Annotated in this window: 21 protein-coding genes; 8 read left to right on the top strand and 13 right to left on the bottom strand. The window is 72.2% G+C overall.

Annotation, left to right across the window (positions count from 1 at the left end; translation table 11 throughout):
- The first annotated feature begins 17 nt into the window (after nt 1–17).
- From OO67_RS26880 to OO67_RS26860, 5 genes are read left to right on the top strand one after another with little or no spacing between them, the layout of a single operon-like run.
- Nucleotides 18–1,892 (top strand): ABC transporter substrate-binding protein, encoded by a 1,875-nt coding sequence (locus OO67_RS26880; RefSeq protein ID WP_033304164.1) that lies wholly within the window; start codon nt 18–20, stop codon nt 1,890–1,892.
- 3 nt (nt 1,893–1,895) lie between these two features.
- On the top strand, nt 1,896–2,987 hold the full coding sequence (locus OO67_RS26875; RefSeq protein ID WP_033304162.1) for an ABC transporter permease: 1,092 nt from the start codon (nt 1,896–1,898) through the stop codon (nt 2,985–2,987).
- Nucleotides 2,984–3,904 (top strand): ABC transporter permease, encoded by a 921-nt coding sequence (locus OO67_RS26870; RefSeq protein WP_033304160.1) that lies wholly within the window; start codon nt 2,984–2,986, stop codon nt 3,902–3,904. Before OO67_RS26875 ends, OO67_RS26870 begins: the two co-directional genes overlap by 4 nt.
- Nucleotides 3,901–4,962 (top strand): ABC transporter ATP-binding protein, encoded by a 1,062-nt coding sequence (locus OO67_RS26865; RefSeq protein WP_033304159.1) that lies wholly within the window; start codon nt 3,901–3,903, stop codon nt 4,960–4,962. The genes OO67_RS26870 and OO67_RS26865 overlap by 4 nt, the downstream gene beginning before the upstream one ends.
- Complete coding sequence (locus OO67_RS26860) at nt 4,959–5,954, top strand: oligopeptide/dipeptide ABC transporter ATP-binding protein (protein WP_033304158.1); 996 nt, start codon at nt 4,959–4,961, stop codon at nt 5,952–5,954. Before OO67_RS26865 ends, OO67_RS26860 begins: the two co-directional genes overlap by 4 nt.
- A 7-nt stretch (nt 5,955–5,961) precedes the next feature.
- Here the strand turns inward: OO67_RS26860 and OO67_RS26855 are convergent, their stop codons facing one another.
- The 10 genes from OO67_RS26855 to rimP all read right to left on the bottom strand — a co-directional run bounded on the left by OO67_RS26855 (nt 5,962) and on the right by rimP (nt 19,049).
- Nucleotides 5,962–7,086: an XdhC family protein gene (locus OO67_RS26855; protein WP_033304157.1), complete on the bottom strand. Its 1,125-nt coding sequence runs from the start codon at nt 7,084–7,086 to the stop codon at nt 5,962–5,964.
- A gap of 76 nt (nt 7,087–7,162) precedes the next feature.
- On the bottom strand, nt 7,163–8,116 hold the full coding sequence (locus OO67_RS26850) for a bifunctional riboflavin kinase/FAD synthetase (protein WP_078598306.1): 954 nt from the start codon (nt 8,114–8,116) through the stop codon (nt 7,163–7,165).
- 43 nt (nt 8,117–8,159) lie between these two features.
- Nucleotides 8,160–11,732 carry a hypothetical protein gene (locus OO67_RS26845; RefSeq protein ID WP_033304154.1) on the bottom strand — a complete coding sequence of 1,191 codons (3,573 nt, stop codon included), beginning with the start codon at nt 11,730–11,732 and terminating at the stop codon, nt 8,160–8,162.
- Nucleotides 11,733–11,941: 209 nt separating this feature from the next.
- Nucleotides 11,942–12,847 (bottom strand): tRNA pseudouridine(55) synthase TruB, encoded by a 906-nt coding sequence (truB, locus tag OO67_RS26840; RefSeq protein WP_033304152.1) that lies wholly within the window; start codon nt 12,845–12,847, stop codon nt 11,942–11,944.
- Entirely contained in the window at nt 12,844–13,305 is a 462-nt protein-coding gene (gene rbfA, locus OO67_RS26835) for a 30S ribosome-binding factor RbfA (protein ID WP_033304149.1), read from the bottom strand. The genes truB and rbfA overlap by 4 nt, the downstream gene beginning before the upstream one ends.
- A 26-nt stretch (nt 13,306–13,331) precedes the next feature.
- On the bottom strand, nt 13,332–13,628 hold the full coding sequence (locus tag OO67_RS26830; protein ID WP_033304206.1) for a DUF503 domain-containing protein: 297 nt from the start codon (nt 13,626–13,628) through the stop codon (nt 13,332–13,334).
- A gap of 167 nt (nt 13,629–13,795) precedes the next feature.
- Nucleotides 13,796–16,933, bottom strand: coding sequence for a translation initiation factor IF-2 (infB, locus tag OO67_RS37225; protein ID WP_078598305.1), 3,138 nt, complete (start codon nt 16,931–16,933; stop codon nt 13,796–13,798).
- Nucleotides 16,934–17,081: 148 nt separating this feature from the next.
- The gene (locus OO67_RS26820) at nt 17,082–17,360 is read right to left on the bottom strand and encodes a YlxR family protein (RefSeq protein ID WP_078598304.1); all 279 of its coding nucleotides are present in this window, start codon (nt 17,358–17,360) and stop codon (nt 17,082–17,084) included.
- Nucleotides 17,361–17,508: 148 nt separating this feature from the next.
- Nucleotides 17,509–18,549, bottom strand: a complete 1,041-nt coding sequence (gene nusA, locus OO67_RS26815; RefSeq protein ID WP_033304144.1) for a transcription termination factor NusA — start codon at nt 18,547–18,549, stop codon at nt 17,509–17,511.
- A gap of 2 nt (nt 18,550–18,551) precedes the next feature.
- The gene (gene rimP, locus OO67_RS26810) at nt 18,552–19,049 is read right to left on the bottom strand and encodes a ribosome maturation factor RimP (RefSeq protein WP_033304143.1); all 498 of its coding nucleotides are present in this window, start codon (nt 19,047–19,049) and stop codon (nt 18,552–18,554) included.
- Nucleotides 19,050–19,220: 171 nt separating this feature from the next.
- Here rimP and OO67_RS26805 point away from each other — a divergent pair, with 171 nt between their 5' ends.
- From OO67_RS26805 to OO67_RS26795, 3 genes are read left to right on the top strand one after another with little or no spacing between them, the layout of a single operon-like run.
- A complete protein-coding gene (locus OO67_RS26805) occupies nt 19,221–19,736 on the top strand; it encodes a hypothetical protein (RefSeq protein WP_033304142.1) in 516 nt (171 codons plus the stop codon).
- Nucleotides 19,733–20,227 carry a ferritin-like domain-containing protein gene (locus OO67_RS26800; protein WP_033304141.1) on the top strand — a complete coding sequence of 165 codons (495 nt, stop codon included), beginning with the start codon at nt 19,733–19,735 and terminating at the stop codon, nt 20,225–20,227. The genes OO67_RS26805 and OO67_RS26800 overlap by 4 nt, the downstream gene beginning before the upstream one ends.
- A gap of 36 nt (nt 20,228–20,263) precedes the next feature.
- On the top strand, nt 20,264–21,178 hold the full coding sequence (locus OO67_RS26795) for an aminoglycoside phosphotransferase family protein (protein ID WP_033304139.1): 915 nt from the start codon (nt 20,264–20,266) through the stop codon (nt 21,176–21,178).
- A 56-nt stretch (nt 21,179–21,234) separates the two neighbouring features.
- Here OO67_RS26795 and OO67_RS26790 read toward each other — a convergent pair whose 3' ends face one another.
- The 3 genes from OO67_RS26790 to OO67_RS26780 form a co-directional block, all read right to left on the bottom strand.
- Nucleotides 21,235–22,935, bottom strand: a complete 1,701-nt coding sequence (locus OO67_RS26790; RefSeq protein WP_033304137.1) for a proline--tRNA ligase — start codon at nt 22,933–22,935, stop codon at nt 21,235–21,237.
- Between the two features lie 106 nt (nt 22,936–23,041).
- A complete protein-coding gene (locus tag OO67_RS26785; RefSeq protein WP_033304135.1) occupies nt 23,042–23,617 on the bottom strand; it encodes a GNAT family N-acetyltransferase in 576 nt (191 codons plus the stop codon).
- Between the two features lie 29 nt (nt 23,618–23,646).
- Nucleotides 23,647–24,492 carry a GNAT family N-acetyltransferase gene (locus OO67_RS26780; RefSeq protein ID WP_033304133.1) on the bottom strand — a complete coding sequence of 282 codons (846 nt, stop codon included), beginning with the start codon at nt 24,490–24,492 and terminating at the stop codon, nt 23,647–23,649.
- Between the last annotated feature and the right edge of the window lie 112 nt (nt 24,493–24,604).

Below are 24,604 nucleotides of genomic sequence, written 5' to 3'. Positions count from 1 at the left end.
ACGCGAGGTCTACGTCCATGGTCACAAGTCTCCCACCACGCTCCTCCCGCCCACGCGGCCGCCTGCGTATCCTTCTCGCCTCCGGAGCCGCCGCCCTGGCGCTCGCCGCCGGAACGGTCGTACCCGGAAACCCGCTCGGTCCCGCCCCTCAGGAGGCGCAGGCCGCCGACGGGAAGTCGACCCTCACGGTCGCGGTCGCGCAGAGCGTCGACTCCCTGAGCCCGTTCCTCGCGCAGCGGCTGCTCTCCACGAGCATCCACCGGCTGATGTACGACTACCTCACCAACTACGACGCCAAGGACAGCCACACGATCCCCGGGCTCGCCACCAAGTGGGAGACCTCGGCGGACAAGCTGACGTGGACGTACACCATCCGGCCGGACTCGAAGTGGTCGGACGGCGAGCAGGCCACCGCCGAGGACGCGGCGTGGACCTTCAACACGATGATGACCGACGAGGGGGCCGCCACCTCGAACGGCAGCTTCGTCGGCAACTTCAAGAAGGTGACCGCCCCCAGCCCGGACAAGCTGGTCATAGAGCTGAAGAAGCCCCAGGCCACGATGACGGCACTGGACGTGCCCATCGTCCCCAAGCACGTGTGGGAGAAGGTCGGCGACTTCTCGAAGTTCAACAACGACACGAAGTTCCCGATCGTCGGCAACGGCCCGTTCATCCTGACGGACTACAAGGTCGACAGCTATGTGAAGCTGAAGGCCAACAAGGACTTCTGGCGGGGCGCGCCCAAGTTCGACGAGCTCGTCTTCCGGTACTACAAGGACCAGGACGCAGCCGTCGCCGCCCTCCGAAAGGGTGAAGTCTCCTTCGTCGCGGGCAGCCCGAGCCTGACCCCCGCGCAGGCCGCGTCGCTGAAGACCGCCGACGACATCAAGGTGAACGACGCCCCCGGCCGGCGCTTCTACGCGCTGGCCACCAACCCCGGCGCGCAGACCAGGGACGGCACGAAGTTCGGCGACGGCCACCCGGCGCTGCTGGACCAGAAGGTCCGCCAGGCACTGTTCATGGCCGTGGACCGCACGACCATCATCGACAAGGTCTTCCAGGGCTACGCCATAGAGGGCGAGGGGTACATCCCGCCGCGCTACGGCTCGTACTTCTGGAAGCCGTCGGCCGAGCAGAAGCTCGCCTACGACCCGGCGAAGGCCGCCGCCCTCCTCGACGAGGCGGGCTACAGGAAGAACAGCGCCGGCAAGCGGGCCGGCAAGGACGGCAGGCCGCTCGACTTCCGGATCCTCTGCCACGCCACGGATCCCAACGACAAGGCGATCGGCAAGTACCTCCAGGAGTGGTGGGGCGACCTCGGCATCGGCCTGAAGGTCGACTGCCGGGACAACGTCTCCGACCCCTGGTACGCCGGTGAGTACGACCTGGCCTTCGACGGCTGGTCCGTCAACCCGGACCCCGACTTCGTCATGTCGATCCACACCTGTGCCGCGTTGCCGGCCAAGGCGAAGGAGACCGCGCAGACGGACAACTTCATCTGCGACAAGCAGTACGACGAGCTCTACGCGAAGCAGACGGCGGAGTACGACCCCGCCAAACGGGCCGACCTCGTGAAGCAGATGGAGTCGCGGCTGTACGACACGGGGTACATGAATGTCATGGCGTACCCGAATGCCGTCGAGGCCTACCGCACCGACCAGATCAAGTCGATCACGACCATGCCCTCGGACGCGGGCAACATCTACGGTCAGGACGGTTACTGGAGCTGGTGGTCGGCGGTCCCGGCCGCCGGTGCGTCGGGCGACTCGTCCGGCGACAGCGGCAGCTCCACCGGAGTCCTCATCGGCGTCGGTGTCGCCGTAGTCGTCCTCGCCGGTGGCGGGCTTCTGTTCGCCATGCGTCGTCGTTCCACCGCGGAAGACCGTGAATAGTCCATGAGCACAGAAAGCACTCCCGCGCTCCTGAAGGGCGCGGCGGGCGTGGACGCCGTACGGAACGACGGCCCGGCTCCGGCCGGGCCGTCGGCCCGCGGTCCACGCGCCCGCAGCACGACCGCGTATCTCCGTTACGCGGCGGGCAAGCTGGCCGGTGCGGCCGTCTCGCTGTTCGCCGTGCTCGTCACCAGCTTCTTCCTGTTCCGGCTGATCCCCGGCGACCCGGTCAAGCAGATGACCGGCGGCCGGCAGGTGTCGACCGAGCAGATCGCCGCGATGCGCAAGGAATTCGGCCTGGACCTGCCGCTCTGGCAGCAGTTCACCGAGTACTGCGGCAAGGCCCTGACCGGGGACTTCGGCACGTCGTACCAGTTCCGTGCTCCCGTCATGGACAAGATCACCGAGGCCCTGCCCGCGACGCTGCTGCTCACCGGCACCGCGTTCGTGATCTACACGGCGATCGGCATCTGGCTGGGCGCCAGGTCCGCCTGGCGCAACGGCTCGGCCGGTGACCGCTTCCACACCGCCTTCGCGCTGACGCTGTACTCGGTGCCCTCGTTCTGGCTCGGCCTGCTCCTGATCATCACCCTGTCGGTCGGCATCGGCCCCATCCCCGGCCTCTTCCCGACAGGCGGCATGGAGTCCGGCAGCGAGAGCGGCTTCGCCTACGTCCTCGACGTCGCCCATCACCTCGTCCTGCCGGTCCTCACCCTCGTCGCCGTCGAGTACGCGCGCACCCTGCTGGTGATGCGCTCCTCGCTGCTCGACGAGATGGGCAGCGACTACCTGACGACGGCGCGCGCGAAGGGCCTGCGCGACGACCTCGTACGCCGCCGGCACGCAGTCCCGAACGCGATGCTGCCGACGGTGACACTTCTCTTCGTCAACCTGGGCAACACGGTGGCCGGAGCCATCCTGGTGGAGACGGTGTTCTCCTGGCCCGGCCTGGGCGGGCTGTTCTACCAGGCGCTGAGCGTGCCCGACCTGCCACTGGTGCAGGCGCTGTTCTTCATCTTCGCCGCCGCGGTGATCCTGATGAACACGCTCGCCGATGTGATCTATCCGCTCCTCGATCCCCGGGTGGGCCGATGACGACCACGACAGACGCAGCGCCGCCCGTCAGCCCGCGTGCGCTGACCTGGACCCGCCGACGCCACGCGGTGGCCCGCTTCTGGCGGCAGTACCGCGGCCACCGGGCCGGCCTGGCCGGTCTCGCCGTACTCGCGCTGATCGCCCTGACCGCACTCGCCGCCCCGCTGCTGGTGGGGGCGGGCTCGCTGAGCGTCACCGCCGCGCCGGGTGGCCCGCTGGAGGCACCGAGCGCCGAGTTCCCCCTCGGTACCGACCAGTTCGGCCGCAGTCTGCTCGCCCTGCTGGTGTGGGGGACGCGGGTCTCGCTGACCGTCGGCCTGCTCGCCGCCTTCCTCTCCGTGGCCATCGGAACCCTGGTGGGCATCACGGCCGGTCACTTCAAGGGCTGGTACGGCAACATCATCATGCGGATCACCGACTGGTTCCTGGTGATGCCGACACTGGTGCTCGCCATCGCGCTGGCCACCGTGCTCTCGCGGTCCCTCTGGACGACGGTCCTCGCCATCGGGGTGACGACGTGGCCGACGACCGCGCGGCTCGTGCGCGCGCAGACCCTGTCCGTGGAGTCGCGCCCGTACATCGAGCGCTCCAAGGCGCTCGGCGGCGGGCACGGCCACATCATGTCCCGCCATGTCCTGCCCAACGTGATGCCACTGGTGCTCGCGCAGACCACGCTGGTGATCTCCACCGCCATCCTCACCGAGGCGACCCTCGCCTTCCTCGGGCTCGGCGATCCCACGATCGTCTCCTGGGGCGGGCTGCTCCAGGACGCCCGTGAGGCCGGAGCGGTCAGCTCCGGCAACTGGTGGTACCTCGCCCCGCCCGGACTCGCCATCGCGGTCGTCGCCCTCGCGTTCACGCTGTGCGGCCGCACCATCGAGACCGTGCTCAACCCCAAGCTGGGGGTGTCCCGTTGACCGCCGTGAAGACCGAGAGCGCTCCGAAGCCGGAGACCGGGCAGCCGTTGCTCGACGTCCGGAATCTGCATGTCACCTACGGATCCGGTGCCTCGTCCGTCCCCGCCGTGCGGGGTGTCGACCTGCGGGTCGAGGCCGGCCAGAAGCTCGGCATCGCCGGTGAGTCCGGCTGCGGGAAGTCGACTCTGGCTCTCGCGCTGCTGCGACTGCTCCCCGCCTCCGCGACCCTGAGCGGCGAGATCCTGCTGGACGGCGAGGACATCCTCACCATGAAGTGGGGGCGGCTGCGCGCCGTGCGCTGGGCGGGGGCGTCGATCGTCTTCCAGGGCGCCATGCACTCGCTGAACGCCGTGCACCGCATCGGGGACCAGATCGCCGAACCGATCCTGCTGCACGGCAGGGCGACCCCGGCCGCGGCTCACCGGCGCGCAGGTGAGCTGCTGGAGCAGGTGGGGCTCCCGGCCGCCCGTGCGGACGCCTATCCGCACGAGCTGTCCGGCGGTCAGCGCCAGCGCGTGATGATCGCCATGGCGCTGGCCTGCGATCCACGGCTGATCATCGCCGACGAACCCACCACCGCCCTCGACGTGATGATCCAGGCGCAGATCCTGCGGCTGATCGAACAGCTCGTCAGCGACCAGGACCTCGGTCTGATCATGATCAGCCACGATCTGGCGGTGCTCTCCGACACCTGCGACCGGCTGTCGGTGATGTACGCCGGCCGGGTCGTCGAGGAGGGCCCCGCCAAGCAGGTGTACGAGAACGCCAGGCACCCCTACGGCAGCGCCCTGTCGGCCGCCTTCCCGCGCATCGGCGACCTCTCCTCCCGGCACGCGCCACGCGGCCTGCCGGGTGACCCGCCGGACCCGTCGGCGCTGCCTTCCGGCTGTACGTTCCATCCGCGCTGCCCGGCGGCGCTGGACTCCTGCGCCACCGAGGACCAGGAGCTCCGGCCGGCCGGCCCGTCCCGGCGGGCGGCCTGTGTGCTGGTGGAGCCGGAAGCCACCGTGACGCCCGGTCCGCACGGCGGTACCGAGGAAGCAAGGAGCACCTCATGACGGCCACTCCCCCGGCCCCCCTGCTCAGCGCCCAGTCCCTGAAGGTCGCGTTCCCCGGCCGGCGCGGGGCCGCGACCGCGCGGGCGGTGGACGGGGTCGATCTCGACATCCGTCCCGGTGAGATCGTCGCCCTGGTCGGCGAGTCGGGGTGCGGCAAGACGACGCTGGCCCGGTCCCTGCTGGGCCTGGTGCCGCCCACCGCCGGGCGGGTCACCTTCGGCGGCGAGCCGCTCGACTACACCGGCCGGGCGCTCAAGGCGTACCGCAAGCGGGTGCAGCTGGTGCTCCAGGACCCCAGCGGTTCCCTCAACCCCCGCCACACGGTGTACGACGCGGTGGCGGAGGGCCTGCGCATCCACGGGTACGCGGGCGACGAGCGGGCGGCCGTGGCCGGGGCGCTGGCGCGGGCCGGACTGCGGCCTGCGGAGCGGTTCTTCCTGCGGTATCCGCACGAGCTGTCCGGCGGTCAGCGCCAGCGCGTCGTGATCGCGGGCGCCCTCGTGCTGGAACCGGAGCTCATCGTCGCGGACGAGCCCGTGGCCTCGCTCGACGCCTCCGTACGCGGCGAGATCCTGGCGCTGCTGCTGCGCCTGCGCGACGAACTGGGCCTGTCGGCACTGGTGGTGACACACGATCTGGGGCTGGCGTGGAACATCGCCGACCGGGTGGCGGTGATGTATCTCGGCCGGATCGTGGAGACGGGTGACGTCGAGCAGATTCTCACGGCTCCACGGCACCCCTACACACAGGCGCTGCTGTCGGTGCTGCCGGAGGCGGACGGCGAGCCGGTGATCCTGACGGGCGAACCGCCGGACCCCTCGAAGGTGCCGTCCGGCTGCCGCTTCCACGCCCGCTGCCAGATCCTCGCCTCGGGCGAGGCGGAGCGCGCGGGCGTCGCGGACGCGTGCCGCACGAAGGATCTGCCGGTCCTGCACGGGGACGGCCGGACGCAGGTCGCCTGCCACTGGGCAGCGGTGCCGGTCGTCCCGTAGTCCGTGGTCAGGCAGGTCGGGTGCCGGGCTCCGGTGGGTGGTGGATCGTGCCCGTCAGCTCACCCAGCGGGCGGCCCGTGCCGCCCCAGCGGTGCTGGATGATCTCGGCCGCGATGGAGACGGCCGTCTCCTCCGGCGTACGGGCTCCGAGGTCGAGGCCGACGGGTGAGGCGAGGCGGGCCAGTCCCGCCTCGTCGACCCCGGCCTCGCGCAGCCGGGCGACCCGGTCGGCGTGGGTGCGACGGCTGCCCATCACACCGATGTACGCGGCGGGGGTGCGCAGCGCGGCTGCGAGCAGAGGCACGTCGAATTTCGGGTCGTGGGTCAGGACGCAGACGACCGTGCGCCGGTCCACCTGCGTCGATTCCAGATAGGTGTGCGGCCAGGCGCAGACCACCTCGTCGGCCGTCGGGAAGCGCTCCCGGGTGGCGAAGGCCGGGCGGGCGTCGCACACCGTCACCCGGTAGCCGAGGAAGGCCCCGATGCTCGCGGTGGCCGCCGCGTGGTCGATGGCGCCGAAGACGAGCATGCGGGGCGCGGGGGCGTAGGTCTGGACGAAGACGGTGACGTCCTGCATCCGGCGCTCACCGTGCGGGCCGTACCGCGTGCTGCCGGTGGCGCCCTGGGCGAGCAGCCCGCGAGCGTCGTCGGTGACCGCCGCGTCGAGCCCTTCGTCGCCGAGCGAACCCCTGACACGGCCGGCCAGGACCGTCCGGCGGGCGCCCGGCTGCGCGGCTCCGGACACCACGGTGGCGAGCGCGACGGGCTCCCCGGAGATGATGGTGTCGACGAGCTCCCGCAGCGCGTCCCGGTCGCCGGCCTCGACGTAGGGCTGCACCAGGACGTCGATCGTGCCGCCGCAGGTCAGCCCGGCGCCGAAGGCCTCGTCGTCGCTGATGCCGTACGTCCGCAGCTGTGTCCGGCCCGTGGTGAGCGTCTCGGTGGCGACCTCGTACAGATCGCTCTCCACGCACCCCCCGGAGACGCTGCCCGCCACCGTGCCGGTGGCGGTCACGGCCATCGCGGCGCCGGGGGCCCTGGGCGCGCTGCCGCGCACCGCCACGACGGTGGCCAGGGCGAAGGGCGTACCGGCAGCGAGCCAGTCGCGCAGTTCCGACAGCAGTTCACGCACGTGCGGACGTCCTCCCGGCTCGACAGCTCCTGCCCCCGACCATGCCCCGGTGCCGTGGAGCGCACCACAGGAGGGGTCAGGCGCGTTCGTACGCCGCGATCAGCTCGCTGGACCGCTTCACGTCGGCGGCCATCGCCACGAGCAGGTCGTCGATCGACTCGAACTTCAGCATGCCGCGCACATAGGCGAGGAAGTCCACCGCCACGTGCAGCCCGTACAGGTCGAGGCCGACGCGGTCGATGGCGTACGCCTCGACGGTCCGCTCCGTGCCGTCGAACTGCGGGTTCGTGCCCACGGAGATCGCGGCGGGCATGGCCTCGCCGTTCACGGTGAGCCAGCCGGCGTAGACGCCGTCGGCGGGGATCGCGGTGTGCGGCAGCGTCTCCACGTTCGCCGTGGGGAAGCCGAGCTCGCGGCCTCGCTGGGCGCCGCGCACCACGACGCCCTCGACGCGGTGCGGGCGGCCGAGGATCTCGGCGGCCCCTTCGACGTCACCCCCGGCGATCAGACGGCGGGTGAGCGTGGAGGAGAACGGCTCGCCGCCGCCCGCGTCACCGCTCACGTAGAGGTCGATCACCTCGACCCCGTAGTCGTACGTCGGGCCCAGCTCGGCGAGGAACGTGACGTTGCCTGCGGCCCGGTGCCCGAAGCGGAAGTTGGGGCCTTCGATGACCAGCTTCGCGCGCAGCTTGTCGACGAGCACCTTCACGATGAAGTCGGCGGGCGAGAGCTGCGAGAACTCGGCGGTGAACGGCAGGATCAGCACCGCGTCCACCCCCAGTCCGGCCATGAGCTCGGCGCGCCGGTGGTGGGGCGCGAGCAGCGGCGGGTGCGTGCCGGGGCGGACGACCTCGCTGGGATGAGGATCGAAGGTGACGACGACGGACGGCACACCGAGCTCCCGCGCCCGCTCCACGGCACGGCCGATGATCAGCTGGTGCCCGCGGTGCACCCCGTCGTAGGAGCCGATGGTGACGACGCTGCGTCCCCAGCCCTCAGGGATGTCCTCCAAGCCACGCCAGCAGTGCACTGTGACCGCTCCTCGCCCGAACCTGTGTACGTGTGTGTGTCCATTACGCAGGTCTAAGACTGCCATGCTCACGTCCCACTGCCTGCATCGGCATCGGGAACCCTGGACGTGCCCCGTGCAGTGCCTCCAGCGTCCGCCGGGCACCGGGGCCCACGACCGCGGCCCACTCCTGCGGGCCGTCCGCCAGCCAGCGGGTGACGAGGGCCGCGAACCCGGGGGCGTCGCGGGCGAGTTCGGCCAGCCCGCAGTCGAAGCGGGCCGCGCCCTCCGGCGTCCGCACGAGGAGCGTCCCGGTACGGTGCACCAGAGCCCGTGTGCGGGCTTCGGGACGGCTGCCGGAACCGGCCGCGGCGGCCCGCAGCAGGGCGTCGAGGACCTCCGGGTCCCCTCCGGTGTCCTGCTCGAACTCCAGCAGCACCTCCAGCAGCTCGGCCCGCAGCGGCCTCGACGCGGCGCTTCCCGGACCTGCGAGCATCTGCGCCAGTGCGGCCCGTACGGGCGGCGGCGCGGGGCGGTCCCGCAGCAGCCCGGTCATCAGGGGCAGCAGCAGCGCCCGGGCCGCCGGGCTGTGCTCCAGCCTGAGGTCCACGTAGGCGGCGGCCTGCGCCCCGGCTTCCTCGCCGGAGCGGCTGCGGCTGCGGCTGCGGCTGCGGCTGTCGACGTAATGGCGTACGAGACCCGGCGCGTGCAGTGCCAGCGCCGGGGCGTCCAGCGAGGCCAGCTCCCGCAGAGCGTCGTCGGCGGCCTCCCCGGGCAGGGACAGGCGGGCGCGCAGCGCGGCGAGCACCGGCTCGGGGTGCTCGGGGAACACCTCCGCGAGCAGGGCCACCGGCAGCCGTGGGTCGCCGGCGGCGAAGAGCCGCAGGGCCTGCGGCAGGTGGCGGCCGCCTGTCCCCGGATCCCGTACGAGCACGGTGAGCGCCTGGGCGTGCAGGGCCGCGTCGTCCGGCCGGGCCAGCAGGGTGAGCGCCGCGCCGCGCAGCAGGGCGCGCTCGGAGCCGGAGAGGGGGCGGGCGGCGGCGAGTGTGGCGTGGGCGGCCGCGGCGGCCCGCCGGGCCGGCCTCTCCTCGTCGCGCGCCCACCGGTCGACGGCCCTGCAGAAGGCGGTCGGCTCCTCCTCGGCGAGGGCGGCCAGGAGTTCGGCGGCGCGGGGGTGGGTGGTGTCGGCCAGCGCCTCGGTCAGGTCGTCGACGGCGAGGTCCCGGCGGGCGTACAGGAGGGCCTGTGCGGCGGCGGCCACAGTGAGCCGCATCGGCACGCCCTCCTGGGAGGGCAGGGGGCTCTCGTCCGTGAACCAGCGGCACAGCAGCGCCTGGACGGTCCTGGGCCTGGCGGCCAGGCGCCGGGACACGGCGTCGAGGTACCGTTCGCCTCCGTCCGTGCGGGGGGCGCCGTCGGCGGGCAGCAGGCGGCGCAGCAGATCGATCCGGTCCTCCTCGGGCAGCCGGATCCGGCACCAGAACCACGGCCCGAACTCGGCATAGGGGCCGAGCGCGGCCGGGCCGCCGGACAGGGAACGCCGGGTGATCCGTCCGGCGAGCACCCGCAGCACTCCGAGGCAGGGACGGGCGTCCGGCACCCTGAGCAGGCTCTCCCGGAGCAGGTGGGCCGCCCACCAGGCCGCGTCGGCGAGCCGGTCCTGAGCGGCGGGCCCCGACGGCAGGCGGTCCATCGCCTCGATCAGGTCCGCCATCCGGTGGGCCAGTGCCGCGTGCCCCTGCCGCCGCTCCAGCAGGAGCATCGCCTGGAGCACCGGACCGATGCGATGGCGCGGCACCGGGAGGTTGCGGGGTTCCGCCGTGTCCGGCGGGGCGGGTAAGGCGGCGGGCGCCCCGTCCGCGTGCCAGCGGTGGACCAGCGAGTGGAGGGCCGCGTCCAGGTCGAGGTGCGCCCCCTGCACCCAGTCGCCCAGTTCCTCGTGGGCGAAGCGGTATCCCGCGCCCGCCGGGACCAGCAGCCCCTCGGTGAGGACCGCCGAGGCCCATCCCGTGCGCCAGGGGAAGATCTCCTCGAACGCCGCCCGGTCCAGCTCCCCCTGTCCCGGTCCCAGGCAGCGCCTGGCCGCCTCGTGGACCTGGCCGGCCACCTTCGCCGCCAGTCTGCGGACCGCCGCGCCCCGGAGCCGCGGCTCGGCCTGGGCCGAGATCCGGACGGCGATCCGCAGACAGGTGAGGTCCAGATGAGCGGCGAAGACCTCCTCCGCGCCGGGGTTGCCCGGCACATCGGGGGGCAGGGCCTCCCGGACCTCGGCGAGGAGGCGCAGGGTGAGGGGGTGCCGGTCGTGACCCGGTGCGATCGTTCCGGGCGGAATGCCGTACCGCTCCCCCGCCCGCCCGGCCTGTTCGGCCGTGAGGTCGCCGAGCCGGACGGCGGGCGGCGAACCCCCGGCCGTCCCCTCCGGCCGGTGCAGGGCGCCCGGCGGATACAGCGCGCCGGCGGTCTCCCAGTGCTCGGGGCGGCAGGCGACGACCATCCGCACCTCGTGCGTCAGGAGCCACTCGGCCGTGGCCCCGGCCCACCCGGCGAGCCGGTGGGCCAGCAGGGGCGGCATCTCCTCCGGGCCGTCCACGACGACGAGCAGCGGGTTCCCCGACGCCGCGGCGAGCCGCGCCACCCGCTCAGGGGTCGCGGCCTCCATGTCGCCGCGGGCCCCGGCGGCGGTGATGATCCTGCCGGAGCGCCGCAGCGCCCGGGCCATCGCGTCGGTGACCGAGGTGTCGTCGGCCAGGAGATCGGCTCCGCGCAGCCAGAGCGTCCAGGCGGGCACGGGCCCGCGGGCACGGCGGGCGGCCAGGCCTGCGAGCTCCGTGGTGCGGCCGGTCCCCGGGGCGCCGACGAGGCCGAGGACGGGGCCCGTTCCGGCCTCGAAGGCGGCGAACTCCGCGCTGGTGTCCGGGCGTTCCACGGCCTCCGTGCCGCAGGGGCGGCCGTCGACGTGACCGAGCGAGGTGGCGGTCAGCTGCAGCGCCCCCGCGAGGTTGAGGTCGCAGCCGTATCCCGGGACGGCGCTCGCGTTGCGCCGGAGCACCTCGGCCAGCGGCCCCGGGGCGTCACGGGGGCTCAGCACGAACGCGAGCCCGGCGGTCTCGCGCCCGGCGCTCAGCGCGGTCGAGAGCACCCCCAGGACGGCCCCGGTGCGCGGGTCGGTGACGGGCCCCCCGACCGCGGCTCCGCCTGATCGCAGGGCGTCGCGCCCGTCCGTGCCGAGGGCGAGTTCCAGCGCCTCGCTCACGGGGTGTTCGTGTCCGCCCTCGGAGTAGGTCGCCGGAGTCGTACCGAGCACCCGTGCCTCGCGCCAGCCGTGGGCGGCGATCCGCACGTAGGTGCCCGCGCCGATCTCCTCGCGTACGGCGACGGGGAGCGGCTCCACGCCCAGGGCCCCGGGGCCGCCGGTGCGCAGCAGGGCGAGGCCGAGAGCCGGCAGCGCGGTGATGTCGTCGGGGCCGACGAGGCAGCTGCGGCCGCCGGCGGCATGCAGGGTCAGGGGTACGGAGCGTGCGACGGCCTGATGACCGGTGACGACCGTGCCCCGGTCGTCCGCGACGAATCCGGTCCCCCGAGGCCGACCGGCCTGATCGCAGATCCTCACAAGTTTCGACCGGTCCCCGCTGCCCATGGCACGACGGTAGATCCCCGGCGGTGGACACCGGCAACCCGCGAGGCGAAAGCGCCCCCCTCGCACCCCTCAGTCACTCCGAGCGCCCGCCCGTTGGGGTGAATCGGAGGGTTCACGTGGACAGGGATGGCCGTGGGAGGGGGATCGTGGAGCGGGCACGCACCGGGGGGCTGCCCGCTCCACGACGGGCCCAACCGTGTGGAGGCCCGTCAGGCGAAGACGGCGAGGCTCTTGGCCTTGCCCTTCTGCTCCTCGACGAGCACCAGGAACGCCCCGTCGGGCCCGAAGACCCCTACCGGCCCCGGCGGGTAGGACGGCATGTCCAGCCGTACACCGTTGAGGAGCAGCTTGGCGCGCTTCTCGTCCACGTCCCAGCGCGGGAAGGCCGCCGCTGCCGCCTCCGCCACCGGCATCACGGCCAGCTCCTGCTGATGCTGTTCGAGGGTGCGCGCCGCGTCGAGGCCGTACGGACCGACGCGGGTGCGCCGCAGCGCGGTCAGGTGCCCGCCGACGCCGAGCCCGGCGCCGAGGTCGCGGGCCAGCGCGCGGACGTACGTACCCGAGGAGCACACGACGGAGACGACCAGGTCGACGACCGGGGTACCGTCCTCCGCGACCGCCTCGCGGACGTCGTAGACCCGGAAGGACGAGATGGTCACCGGGCGGGCCGGGATCTCGAACTCCTCACCGCCGCGCACCCGGGCGTAGGACCTCTTGCCGTCGATCTTGATGGCGCTGACCTTGGACGGCACCTGCATGATCGCGCCGCTCAGCGCGGCCACCCCGGCGTCGATGCCCTCGCGTGTCACTCCCGAGGCGTCGGTGGACGAGGTGATCTCGCCCTCCGCGTCGTCGGTGACGGTGTCCTGGCCGAGCCGGATCGTCCCCAGGTACTCCTTCTCGGTCAGCGCGAGATGACCGAGCAGTTTCGTCGCCCTCTCGACGCCGAGCACCAGGACGCCGGTGGCCATGGGGTCCAGAGTGCCGGCGTGGCCTACCCGCCGGGTGCGGGCGATGCCGCGCATCTTGGCCACGACGTCGTGCGAAGTGAAGCCGGACGGCTTGTCGACGATGACAAGGCCGTCCGGCGTTTTGTCCTGCTTGTTCTGCGTCATGCGGAAGGCGAGTCCTCGTCGTTCTCGGCGGACTCGTCCTCCGGCTTGCGGTACGGGTCCGCGCCACCGGCGTACGTGGCGCCGGACGACGCCTCGCGGACCTTGGCGTCCGAGGCACGTGCCCGGTCGAGCAGGTCCTCGATCGCCTTGGCGTTGTCCGGCAGGGCGTCGGCCACGAAGGCCAGGGTGGGGGTGAACTTCGTCCCCGCCGCCGCACCGACCGCCGAACGCAGGATGCCCTTGGCGCTCTCCAGCCCGGCTGCCGCGCTGGCCCGCTCCTCGTCGTCGCCGTAGACCGTGTAGAAGACCGTGGCCTCCCGCAGGTCGCCGGTGACACGGGTGTCCGTAATGGTCACGTGCGTGCCCAGACGCGGGTCCTTGATACCGCGCTGCAGTTTCTCGGCGACCACCACCTGGATGAGGTCCGCCAGCTTCTTCGCCCGCGCGTTGTCGGCCACTGGTCCGTCTCCTTCTTAAGCCTTGCTCAATCGTCTTCGTCGCTGTGCAGCCGTCGTCGTACGGACAGCAGCTCCACTTCCGGCCGGCCCGCGATCATGCGTTCGCACCGGTCGAGTACGTCTGTGAGGTGTCCGGTGTCCCCGGAGACCACGGCAAGACCGATCTCGGCCCTGCGGTACAGCTCCTGGTCGCCCGTCTCCGCGACACTCACCGCGAACTTGCGGTGGAGCTCGGCGACGATCGGGCGGACGACGGAGCGCTTCTCCTTCAGCGACCGTACGTCGCCGAGGAGCAGATCGAAGGACAGAGTCCCCACATACATGTGTGTCCGGATGTCCCGCCGGTTCGGGGTCATGCCCCGCCATCGCTTGGCAGGGACACCCAGAACCGTACCGGAACGGCCGGGGCCGATCGACGGAAATACGACCCGTCGACCGGCCCCGACCGTGGAAGGGAGCCCGGGGGTCTCCCCCCGGGAATCCCCGTTGATCAGCCTCGCGGCTTCTCGCGCATCTCGTACGTCGCGATGACGTCGTCGATCTTGATGTCGTTGAAGTTTCCGAGGTTGATACCACCCTCGAAGCCTTCGCGGATCTCGGTGACGTCGTCCTTGAAGCGACGCAGACCGGAGATGTTGAGGTTCTCCGCGATGACCTTGCCATCGCGCAGCAGGCGCGCCTTGGTGTTGCGCTTGACCTCGCCGGAGCGGACCAGCACACCGGCGATGTTGCCCAGCTTGGACGAGCGGAAGATCTCGCGGATCTCCGCCGTGCCGAGCTCGACCTCTTCGTACTCCGGCTTGAGCATGCCCTTGAGGGCCGCTTCGATCTCTTCGATCGCCTGGTAGATGACCGAGTAGTACCGGACGTCCACGCCCTCGCGCTCGGCCATCTGCTCGGCACGCCCTGCGGCGCGCACGTTGAAGCCGATCACGATGGCGTCGGAGCCTGTCGCCAGGTTGATGTCCGACTCGGTGACCGCACCCACACCGCGGTGCAGGACCCGGATGTCGACCTCTTCACCGACGTCGAGCTGGAGCAGCGAGGACTCGAGAGCCTCCACCGAACCGGACGCGTCGCCCTTGATGATGAGGTTGAGCTCCTGGACCAGACCGGCCTTGAGCGCCTCGTCCAGGTTCTCCAGGGAGAACCGGACACCCTTGCGGGCGAAGTTGGCGTTGCGCTCACGAGCGGCACGCTTCTCGGCGATCTGACGGGCCGTACGGTCCTCGTCCACCACCAGGAAGTTGTCGCCGGCACCCGGGACGTTGGTGAGACCCAGGACCAGGACGGGGGTCGAGGGACCCGCTTCCTGCACGTTGTTGCCGTTGTCGTCGAGCATCGCCCGGACCCGGCCGTACGCGTCGCCGACGACCATCGTGTCACCGATGCGCAGCGTGCCTCGCTGGACGAGGACGGTCGAGACCGCACCGCGGCCGCGGTCGAGGTGGGACTCGATCGCAATACCCTGCGCGTCCTGCTCCGGGTTGGCCCGCAGGTCGAGCGAGGCGTCGGCGGTGAGGACGACGGCCTCCAGCAGTGCCTCGATGTTGAGGCCCTGCTTGGCGGAGATGTCGACGAACATCGTGTCGCCGCCGTACTCCTCGGCCACCAGACCGAACTCGGTGAGCTGACCGCGCACCTTGGTCGGGTCGGCACCCTCGACGTCGATCTTGTTGACCGCGACCACGATCGGCACCTCGGCCGCCTTGGCGTGGTTCAACGCCTCGATCGTCTGGGGCATCACACCGTCGTTCGCCGCCACCACGAGGATCGCGATGTCGGTGGACTTCGCACCACGTGCACGCATGGCGGTGAACGCCTCGTGACCCGGGGTGTCGATGAAGGTGATCCGACGGTCCTCGCCGTTGACCTCGGAGGAGACCTGGTACGCACCGATGTGCTGCGTGATGCCGCCGGCCTCGCCCGCGATGACGTTCGTCTTGCGGATCGCGTCCAGCAGTCGGGTCTTACCGTGGTCGACGTGACCCATGACGGTCACGACCGGCGGACGGGAGACCAGGGCCTCTTCGCCGCCCTCGTCCTCGCCGAACTCGATGTCGAAGGACTCGAGCAGCTCGCGGTCCTCCTCCTCGGGGCTGACGATCTCGAGGACGAAGTTCATCTCGTCCGCGAGCATCTTCAGCGTCTCGTCGGAGACGGACTGCGTGGCAGTGACCATCTCGCCGAGGTTCATCATCACGCCGACGAGCGACGCCGGGTTCGCGTTGATCTTCTCCGCGAAGTCCGTGAGGGAGGCACCGCGCGACAGCCGGACAGCCTGCCCGTTGCCGCGAGGCAGCATGACGCCGCCCACCGACGGGGCCTGCATGGCCTCGTACTCCTGGCGCCTCTGACGCTTCGACTTGCGGCCACGACGCGCGGGACCACCGGGACGGCCGAACGCACCCTGTGTGCCACCACGGGCACCCGGGCCGCCGGGACGTCCACCGAAGCCGGGACGACCGCCGAAGCCGCCGCCACCACCGGGACGGCCCGCGCCGCCACCGCCACCGGGACCACCGGGACGGCCGGCGAAACCGCCGCCGCCACCACCGGGACCGGCCGGACGGCCGGCGAAGCCGCCGCCACCCGGGCGACCGCCGCCGCCACCGGGACGGCCTCCGCCGCCGGCACCGGGACCACGGCCGCCGCCGGGGCCACCGCCGGGACGCGGGCCGGCAGCGGGACGCTGCGGCATCATGCCCGGGTTCGGACGGTTACCCGAGGGGGCACCGCCCGGACGGGGAGCCTGCGGACGGGGCATGCCGCCCGGAGACGGACGTGCGCCACCCTGACCCTGGGGGCGCGGGGCGCCACCGGGGCCACCCTGCGGGCGGGGAGCGCCGGGGCGCTCCTGACCGCCGCCGGGGCGCGGGGCACCGCCGGGACGGGGCGCCTGGGGGCGCGCCATTCCGGTGGAGCCGCCGGAGGTGAAGGGGTTGTTGCCCGGACGGGGACCGGCCGGACGGGCGCCGCCGGGGCGCGGGGCGCCCTGGCCTGCGGGACGCGCGGGGCGGTCGCCGCCACGCTCGCCACCACGGCCGCCGTCACGCTGACCACCGTCGCGGCCACCGTCACGCTGACCGCCGGCCGGAGCCGGACGGGCGGGACGCGGACCGGGGGTGGCACCCGCGGGACGCGGGGCCTGGGGCTGCTGCTGCGGCGCGGCCGGCTGCTGGGCCGGGGCCGGAGCCGAGAACTCCGCGGCGGGCACCGGGGTGACCGGGGCGGGCTTCGGCGCGGGCTTGGGACCCGGGCGGGGTCCACCCGACTGCGCCGACGGCGCGGAGGGCGCCGCGGGGGTGCTGCTCGCCGGGGTCTCCGCGGCGGCCGGCTTGGGGGCCGGGGCGCCGGGCTTCGGGGCAGCGGGACGTGCCGCAGCGGCCGGGGAGGGCGCTGCGGGCTTCGCGGGGGCGGCCTTGCGAGGCGCGCCAGGCTTTGCAGCGGACTTGCCGGCGTTGCCGCCGGGACCCTGCAGTGCGTCAGTCAATTTGCGTACAACCGGCGCCTCGATCGTCGAGGACGCCGAACGGACGAATTCACCGAGTTCTTGGAGCTTGGCCATGACGACCTTGCTCTCGACGCCGAACTCCTTGGCGAGTTCGTATACCCGGACCTTAGCCACTTCGCTCCTTTTAGGTCCGGGTTACCGCCGGACCGTCGCTACTTCATGGGCGTACTCATCGCGTACTCATCGAGTGCTCATCGCAATCTCGACCTACTTCCAACTCGCGAGGTACCTGACCGCACGGGGACCCGTGCCGTTCACTTTCTTACGGTGTCACCCGCTCGACGAACCGCTGCAGTGCCGCGGAGTCGAACGGCCCCTTGGCCTTGAAGGCCCGGGGGAAAGCCCGGCGGCGAACCGCCAGGTCCAGACAGACAGAGGCGGGGTGAACATACGCACCCCGGCCGGGCAGCGTACCGCGTGGATCAGGGACAACGTCTCCCTCGTCCACCACGATGCGCAGCAGCTCGCTCTTGGCCGCTCGCTCCCGGCATCCCACACAGGTTCGCTCGGGGCAAGCGCGGGCGTGCGTCCGGCCAGACACGGCTAAGTCTACCTCCCCGCACCGACCTCACCCTCTGGGGGCAGAAATCGAACGGATGTTGTCGTGATCTCAGCGCCGAAGCGCCTCGATCTATTCCTTCCGGCCCCGGTCCCGGGCCGCCGGAGCGGCCCCGGACGCGGCCAGGTGGTCAGCCGCGCTCGGAACGCTCCCGGGCGCGCTCGGCGCGCTCACGGTCGGCCACGTCCCGCTCGGCCTCGGTCTCGGTGTCCGGGCGGATGTCGATGCGCCAGCCCGTGAGCCGGGCGGCCAGGCGGGCGTTCTGCCCCTCCTTGCCGATCGCCAGCGACAGCTGGTAGTCGGGCACGGTCACCCGTGCGGAGCGCGTCCCGAGGTCCACGACCTCCACCTTGCTCACCCGTGCGGGTGACAGCGCGTTGGCGACCATCTCCGCAGGGTCGTCGGACCAGTCGACGATGTCGATCTTCTCGCCGTGCAGCTCGGCCATGACGTTGCGCACACGACTGCCCATCGGGCCGATGCAGGCGCCCTTCGGGTTGAGACCGGCCCGCGTGGAGCGGACGGCGATCTTGGTGCGGTGACCCGCCTCGCGGGCGATGGCCTCGATGACGACCGACCCGTCCGCGATCTCCGGAACCTCCAGCGCGAAGAGCTTCTTCACGAGGTTCGGGTGGGTGCGCGAGAGCGTCACGGACGGACCGCGCACGCCCTTGGCCACCCGTACGACGTACGTGCGCAGCCGCAGGCCGTGGGTGTACTCCTCGCCCGGCACCTGCTCCTGCACCGGCAGGATCGCTTCCAGCTTCCCGATGTCGACCAGGACGTTCTTCGGGTCCTTGCCCTGCTGCACCAGGCCCGTGACGACGTCACCCTCGTGACCCGCGTACTCGCCGAACGTCCTGTCGTCCTCGGCGTCGCGCAGCCGCTGCAGGATGACCTGCTTGGCGGTGGTCGCGGCGATACGGCCGAATCCGGACGGCGTGTCGTCGAACTCCTTGGGCTCCTGGCCCTCCTCGAGCTCGGCCGGGTCGTCCTTCGCCCACACCGTGACATGGCCGCCGGCGTCCAGCTCGACGCGCGCACGGCGGTGGCTGCCCTCGGTGCGGTGGTACGCGATGAGGAGGGCCGACTCGATCGCCCCGACGAGCACGTCGAAGGGGATCTCCTTGTCCTGCGCCAAGCCCTTCAGAAGCTTCACATCGATGTCCACGGCTACGCCTCCTCTTCCTTCTTGTCCTTGCGGTTGAATTCGATCTCCACGCGCGCCTTGGCGATCTCGCCGAAGGCGACACGGCGCGACGTGGGCTTGCGGCCCTTGACGCCGGGCACTTCCAGATCGAGTCCCTCGTCGTCCACCGCGAGGACGCGGGCCACCAGCTCGCCGCCCTCGCTCAGGGTGAGCCTGGCCAGCCGGCCGGTGGCGCGCACGTAGTGGCGGTGCTCGGTCAACGGGCGGTCGGCGCCCGGAGAGCTCACTTCGAGGACGTACTCGCCCTCACCCATGGCGTCGGTCTCGTCCAGCGTCTCGGAGATGCTGCGGCTCAGTTCCGCGCAGGTGTCGAGCTCCACGCCGTCCTCGGAATCCACGATGACCCTCAGCACCCGGCGGCGGCCCGCCGTGGACACCTCGATCTCCTCGAGGTCCAGCTCCTTGGCGCCGACGAGCGGCTCCAGCAGTTCGCGCAGCCTGTCGCTCTGGGTGGTGCTCATCCGGGTGACTCCTCGGCCGCGTGTGCTGTTGTGGGGATCGTCGCGTGTCAGGTCAAAGGGTATCCGGTCCGCGGGGGTGTTGCCGTCCGCCTCCCGCCCGCGCGCGGGTACGCTCCCCTTCGGTGATCACTTCAGGTCAAAAACTGTCAGAAACCAGGCTGAAGGAGACAAGTGCGCCGCACGGGGACGACGCGCAGGAGTGCGCTCACCGCTTCGGGAGCATTCGCCCTGGGTGCGGTACTGACGGGCTGCGGGGGCGGGCCCGATACGCGAACGGCCCCCGGGGGCGCGGACGCCCGGGCCGCCTCGCTCCGGGCAGGGGCACAGCGGGCGGCGGCCGCCCGTGACAGCACCTCACTGCTCTCCCGCTACGAACAGGTCGCGGCCGCGCACCCGGTGACCGACGCCGGGCTGGCCCCGATGGGGGCCGCGGTGCGGGAACACCTGGCCGCACTGGGCCGCCCGGCGAAGGCCGCGACCGGCTCTCCCGCACCGCCGGCCGGCGCCGCCGACGCGCGGGGCGCCCTGAGGGAACTGGCGGCCGAGGAGCGCCGGGTGGCGGACCGCCGCGCGGCAGCCGTGCTGACCGCGGAACCGGAACTGGCCAGGCTGCTGGCCTCCATCGCCGCGGCCGGCGCGGCCCACGCGTATCTGCTGACGGAGTTGGCCAAGGAGACCCCGGCATGACACAGGAGGCCGGAAGCGACGGCACGGAGGAGACGCTGCGGGCGGCACAGGCGGCGCTCGCCGCCGAACACGCCGCGGTGTACGGATACGGAGCCCTGGGCGGCCGGCTGGAGGGCGGCCGCCGCAGCGACGCGACGGCCGCCTTCGACGCGCACCGGGCCCGGCGCGACGCGCTCGCGCGGACCGTGCGCGACCTGGGCGGTACGCCGGTGGCCGCGCACGCGGCGTACTCTCTGCCCTTCGCGGTGCGGGATCCGGCGACCGCGACGCGGCTCGCCGCCGTGCTGGAGGACCGGATGGCCGGCGTCTACGCCGATCTCGTACGGGCATCCGTGGGGCCGCTGCGCAAGGACGCCGCGGGCGCGCTGCGCGAGGCCGCCGTACGTGCGGTGCGCTGGCGCGGCACCGGCGTAGCCTTTCCTGGGCTCGTCGAGAAGGCCGCCCCGCCGGACGACACGGCGGAGGCGGGCGCCACGGGTGCCACGCACTGAGCAACTGAGCACGCTCCGAAAGGGAACAAGGCACGTATGGGTTTCGAACCGCCGCAGCGTCTGGTGCGAGCGCTCGGCGAGACGTACGGCGACACGGCCGCCGCCGAGTGGCTCGGGCAGCTGCCCGAGCTCACCGACGGCGCGCTGTCCGCGCACTCGGTCTCCCTCGACCGGGTGTGTGCCCCCGGCGGGCGCAGCAGCATCGTCCTCCTGGTGCACCGGACGGACGGGACGCCCGGTGTGCTGAAGATCGCGCCTCCCGGGGCCTCCCCCGCTCTCGAGCGGGCCGCGCTCGCGCACTGGAACGGCTGGGGTGCCGTAGAGCTCCTGGCTGCTCCAGACGCCGCGGTGCCCGAGGAGGCCCTGTTGCTGGAACGGCTGCACCATGAGGTGTCCCTGCGTTCCCTTCCCGAGGCGAAGGCCCTGCTGGAGGCTGCCGGGACCGTGCGGCGGCTGTGGGTCGACCCGCCGGCGGGCCACCCCTTCGAGACCGTCGCGGAGCGCACCGCCCGGCAGGTCGAGCCCATGCGGCTGGCCGCCGCCCGGGACCCCGAGCTCGAACCGCTCGTCTCGGCGGCCCTCGCCGCCCGCGAGGAGCTGGTCCGGGAGTCCCCCGAACTCTTCCTGCTGCACGGCAACTTCCGGCAGAGCAAGGTCCTGTCCGGGGAGCGTGCCCCGTGGCTGGCGGTCGGTCCGGAGCCATTGACGGGCGAGCGGGCGTACGACCTGGCGCGGCTGGTGCGGGACCGGGTGGAGGACCTGATCGCCTCGCCCGGCGGTGCCGCGACGGCCCGTCGCCGGGTCAAGAAGCTCGCCGAGTCGCTGGAGGTGGACCAGGCGCGGCTGCGCGGCTGGACGCTGTTCCGGGCCGTCGAGTCCGGCACGCGTGCGCTGACGGCGGGCCGCACGCAGGACGGCGAGCTGTCGCTGGAGTTCGCGGGCTGGCTGTAGGTACCGCACGGAGAGGGCCCCACGCGGTGCGTGGGGCCCTCTCGTGCGCGGTGCGGTCAGCCCCGGTCGGTCAGACGGGCGATCGCCTCGTCGACGGTGAGCTCCTCGCGCTCGCCCGTGCGACGGTCCTTCAGCTCCAGGACACCCTCGGCCGAGCGGCGGCCGGCGACGAGGATCTGCGGGACGCCGATCAGCTCGGAGTCGGTGAACTTCACACCGGGCGAGACGCCCGCGCGGTCGTCCACCAGGACGCGCAGACCGGCGGCGTTGAGCTTCTCGGAGACGTCGAGGGCCAGCTCGGTCTGGAGGGCCTTCCCGGCGGCGACGACGTGCACGTCGGCCGGGGCGATCTCGCGGGGCCAGCACAGGCCCTTGTCGTCGGCGGTCTGCTCGGCGAGGGCTGCCACCGCGCGGGAGACGCCGATGCCGTAGGAGCCCATCGTGACGCGGACCGGCTTGCCCTGCTGGCCGAGGACGTCGAGGGAGAAGATGTCGGCGTACTTGCGGCCGAGCTGGAAGATGTGGCCGATCTCGATGGCACGGTCCACCTGGAGGCCGGTGCCGCAGTTGGGGCAGGGGTCGCCCGCCTCGACGACGACGACGTCGAGGTACTCGTCGACGTCGAAGTCGCGGCCCGCGACGACGTTCTTCGCGTGCTTGCCCTCCTTGTTGGCCCCCGTGATCCATGCGGTTCCCGCCGCGACGCGGGGGTCGGCGATGTAGCGGACCTTCTCCAGACCCTGCGGGCCGACGTAGCCGCGCACCAGGTCGGGGCGGCCGACGAAGTCCTCGGCGGTGACGAGCTCGACGACGGCGGGAGAGAGGTGCTCACCGAGCTTGCCGAGGTCGACCTCGCGGTCGCCGGGCACGCCGACGGCCACGATCTCGCCGTCGACCTTGACCAGGAGGTTCTTCAGGGTGGCGGAGGCCGGTACGCCGAGGTGGGCGGCGAGGGTCTCGATGGTCGGGGTGTCGGGGGTGTCCAGCTCCTCGACGGGGCCGGTCGCAGAGGATTCGGCCGGAGTGGCCTTGAAGGTCACGGCCTCGGTGTTGGCGGCGTAGTCGCAGTTCGGGCAGTCGACGAAGGTGTCCTCGCCGGCGGGCGCGGGGGCGAGGAACTCCTCGGAGGCGGAGCCGCCCATGGCGCCGGAGACGGCGGACACGACGCGGTGGTCGAGGCCGAGGCGCTCGAAGATCCGGATGTACGCGGCGCGGTGCAGCTGGTACGCCTCGACCAGGCCCTCGTCGGTGGTGTCGAAGGAGTACGAGTCCTTCATCTGGAACTCGCGTCCGCGCAGCACACCGGCGCGGGGGCGGGCCTCGTCGCGGTACTTGGTCTGGATCTGGTAGAGGATCACGGGCAGGTCCTTGTAGGACGAGCACATGTCCTTGACGACCTGGGTGAAGATCTCCTCGTGGGTGGGGCCGAGGAGGTAGTCGGCGCCCTTGCGGTCCTTGAGCCTGAACAGCAGGTCGCCGTACTCGTCGTACCGGCCGCTCGCCTCGTACGCCTCCTTGGGCAGCAGCGCCGGGAGGAGGACCTCCTGGCCGCCGATGGCGTCCATCTCCTCGCGGACGACCCGGGTGACGTTCTCCAGGACCTTCTTGCCGAGCGGCAGCCAGGACCAGATGCCGGCCGCGGTACGGCGAACGTAACCGGCGCGGACGAGGAGCTTGTGGTTGAGCGTCTCGGCGTCCGCCGGGTCGTCGCGCAGTGTCTTGATCATCAATCGGGACATGCGCTGGACCTGGGCCATGGTGAACTCCTGCTCGGAAGGGTGGTGAGCCCGAGGTTAGCCGGGGGGCCCACGCGGGCGGAAATCCATTCCCGGGACCGGCCGGCGCACGGGAGGGCGGCCGGTCTCAGCCGCGGCGCAGCGGCAGGGGCGCGCCCATCACCGCGTACGGCTTGGGCGCGCTCGGGAAGAGCACCTGCCTGGCAAGGTCCTGGTAGCCCAGGGCGCGGTAGAGACCGCGGGCGGGGCTCTCGGTGTCGATCGCGGAGAGGATGGAACGGGGCAGGTCGACGGCGTCCGTGATGGTGGTGATCAGGCTTCGGCCGATGCCGCGCTGCTGGAACTCCGGGTGGACGTGGAGTTCGGTGATCACGAACGAGTCGTCGAGCCAGCCCTCGGATCCGGTGTCGCGCAGATACGGTTCGACGACGGTGGACCACCAGTGCGTGCGGTTGTTCGGCAGCCCGTAGACGAATCCGACGAGCCGTCCGTCGGCGGCGGTGGCGCCGAGGGCACGGGCCTGCGGGTGGTCGAGGTGCCGCAGGACGATGTGGCGGCGTACGTCGATCTCGTCCTGGGTGAGGCCGAAGGCCTGGGCCTGCACGGCGAGTGCTTCGTCGACGCGGGCGGCGAGGTCGAGCGGTCCGACCACGATGTCGGGGGTCCCGGAGCCCCACGGGGACGTGGGGATTGCTGCTGCCATGCGGGAACCCTACTGGCCGTACCGTCCGGTCAGAACAGCACGCTCATGAAAGCGCCCGTCTCGCGGAAGCCGACGCGGCTGTAGGCCCTGCGCGCAGCGGTGTTGTAGTCGTTCACGTACAGGCTGACGACCGGTGCCACATCGCTGAGCGCGTGGCCCAGGACCGCCGCCATGCCCGTCTCGGAGAGACCCCGGCCACGGACCTCGGGGGCGACCCAGACACCCTGGATCTGGCAGGCCTGGGGGGTGGCCGCACCGATCTCCGCCTTGAACACGACCTTGCCGTCCTCGATCCGGGCGAACGACCGTCCGGCGGCGATCAGTTCGGCGACCCGTGCCTGGTAGAGGAGCCCGCCGTCGCCGGCCAGCGGGGAGATACCGACCTCCTCGGTGAACATCGCCACGCAGGCCGGCATGAGGACGTCCATCTCCTCCTTGCGGACCCTGCGCACGAGCGGGTCCGGCGCCACCTCGGACGAGGGGCGCTCGGCCACCATGAGCGGCTGGTGGGGACGGACCTCACGGGCGGGGCCCCAGCTGGGTTCCAGGAGGCTCCACAGCTGGGCCGTGGGGCCGGCCGGTCCGACGATCGAGGAGCAGCGGCGGCCGGCCCTCCGGGCCCGGTCGGCGAACGCCGTTACGGCCTCGGGGGTGGCGCAGATCGGCACGAGGTTGGCCCCGGAGTAGCAGAGCGAGCGCAGCCGGCCGTCGGCGTACCAGCCCCACATCTCGCCGCCGAGGCGCCAGGGATCCAGTCCGGCGACCTGGACGCGGGAGGTGACGAACGCGTTGGCCACGGGTTCGCTCTCGAGGATGGCGAGCGCGGCGGGGAGCTCGCCGGGGTCGAGGACCCGGGTAGTGGTCTGCGTCAACACTGGGGCCTCACCGAACGGTCTGCTGATGTCCGCACTGTAACCGACAAGGCTACGGGGCGCCCGCCCCGCCCGGGGAATGGCCGTCGGCCCGGGAAGCACGGCTGTGCCCCGC

This window comes from Streptomyces atroolivaceus (assembly GCF_000717025.1).
Lineage (GTDB): Bacteria > Actinomycetota > Actinomycetes > Streptomycetales > Streptomycetaceae > Streptomyces > Streptomyces atroolivaceus.
Note: the sequence above shows the minus strand (reverse complement) of the source record. Positions and strands in the feature narration are given on the sequence as shown.

Bases quoted from the DNA above. Each gene is read 5' to 3' on its own strand.
- OO67_RS26880 (WP_033304164.1), top strand. From the start codon at position 18: ATGGTCACAAGTCTCCCACCACGCTCCTCCCGCCCACGCGGCCGCCTG.
- OO67_RS26875 (WP_033304162.1), top strand. From the start codon at position 1,896: ATGAGCACAGAAAGCACTCCCGCGCTCCTGAAGGGCGCGGCGGGCGTG.
- OO67_RS26870 (WP_033304160.1), top strand. From the start codon at position 2,984: ATGACGACCACGACAGACGCAGCGCCGCCCGTCAGCCCGCGTGCGCTG.
- OO67_RS26860 (WP_033304158.1), top strand. From the start codon at position 4,959: ATGACGGCCACTCCCCCGGCCCCCCTGCTCAGCGCCCAGTCCCTGAAG.
- OO67_RS26845 (WP_033304154.1), bottom strand. From the start codon at position 11,732: ATGGGCAGCGGGGACCGGTCGAAACTTGTGAGGATCTGCGATCAGGCC.
- truB (WP_033304152.1), bottom strand. From the start codon at position 12,847: ATGACGCAGAACAAGCAGGACAAAACGCCGGACGGCCTTGTCATCGTC.
- OO67_RS26830 (WP_033304206.1), bottom strand. From the start codon at position 13,628: ATGTATGTGGGGACTCTGTCCTTCGATCTGCTCCTCGGCGACGTACGG.
- rimP (WP_033304143.1), bottom strand. From the start codon at position 19,049: ATGAGCACCACCCAGAGCGACAGGCTGCGCGAACTGCTGGAGCCGCTC.
- OO67_RS26800 (WP_033304141.1), top strand. From the start codon at position 19,733: ATGACACAGGAGGCCGGAAGCGACGGCACGGAGGAGACGCTGCGGGCG.
- OO67_RS26795 (WP_033304139.1), top strand. From the start codon at position 20,264: ATGGGTTTCGAACCGCCGCAGCGTCTGGTGCGAGCGCTCGGCGAGACG.
- OO67_RS26790 (WP_033304137.1), bottom strand. From the start codon at position 22,935: ATGGCCCAGGTCCAGCGCATGTCCCGATTGATGATCAAGACACTGCGC.
- OO67_RS26785 (WP_033304135.1), bottom strand. From the start codon at position 23,617: ATGGCAGCAGCAATCCCCACGTCCCCGTGGGGCTCCGGGACCCCCGAC.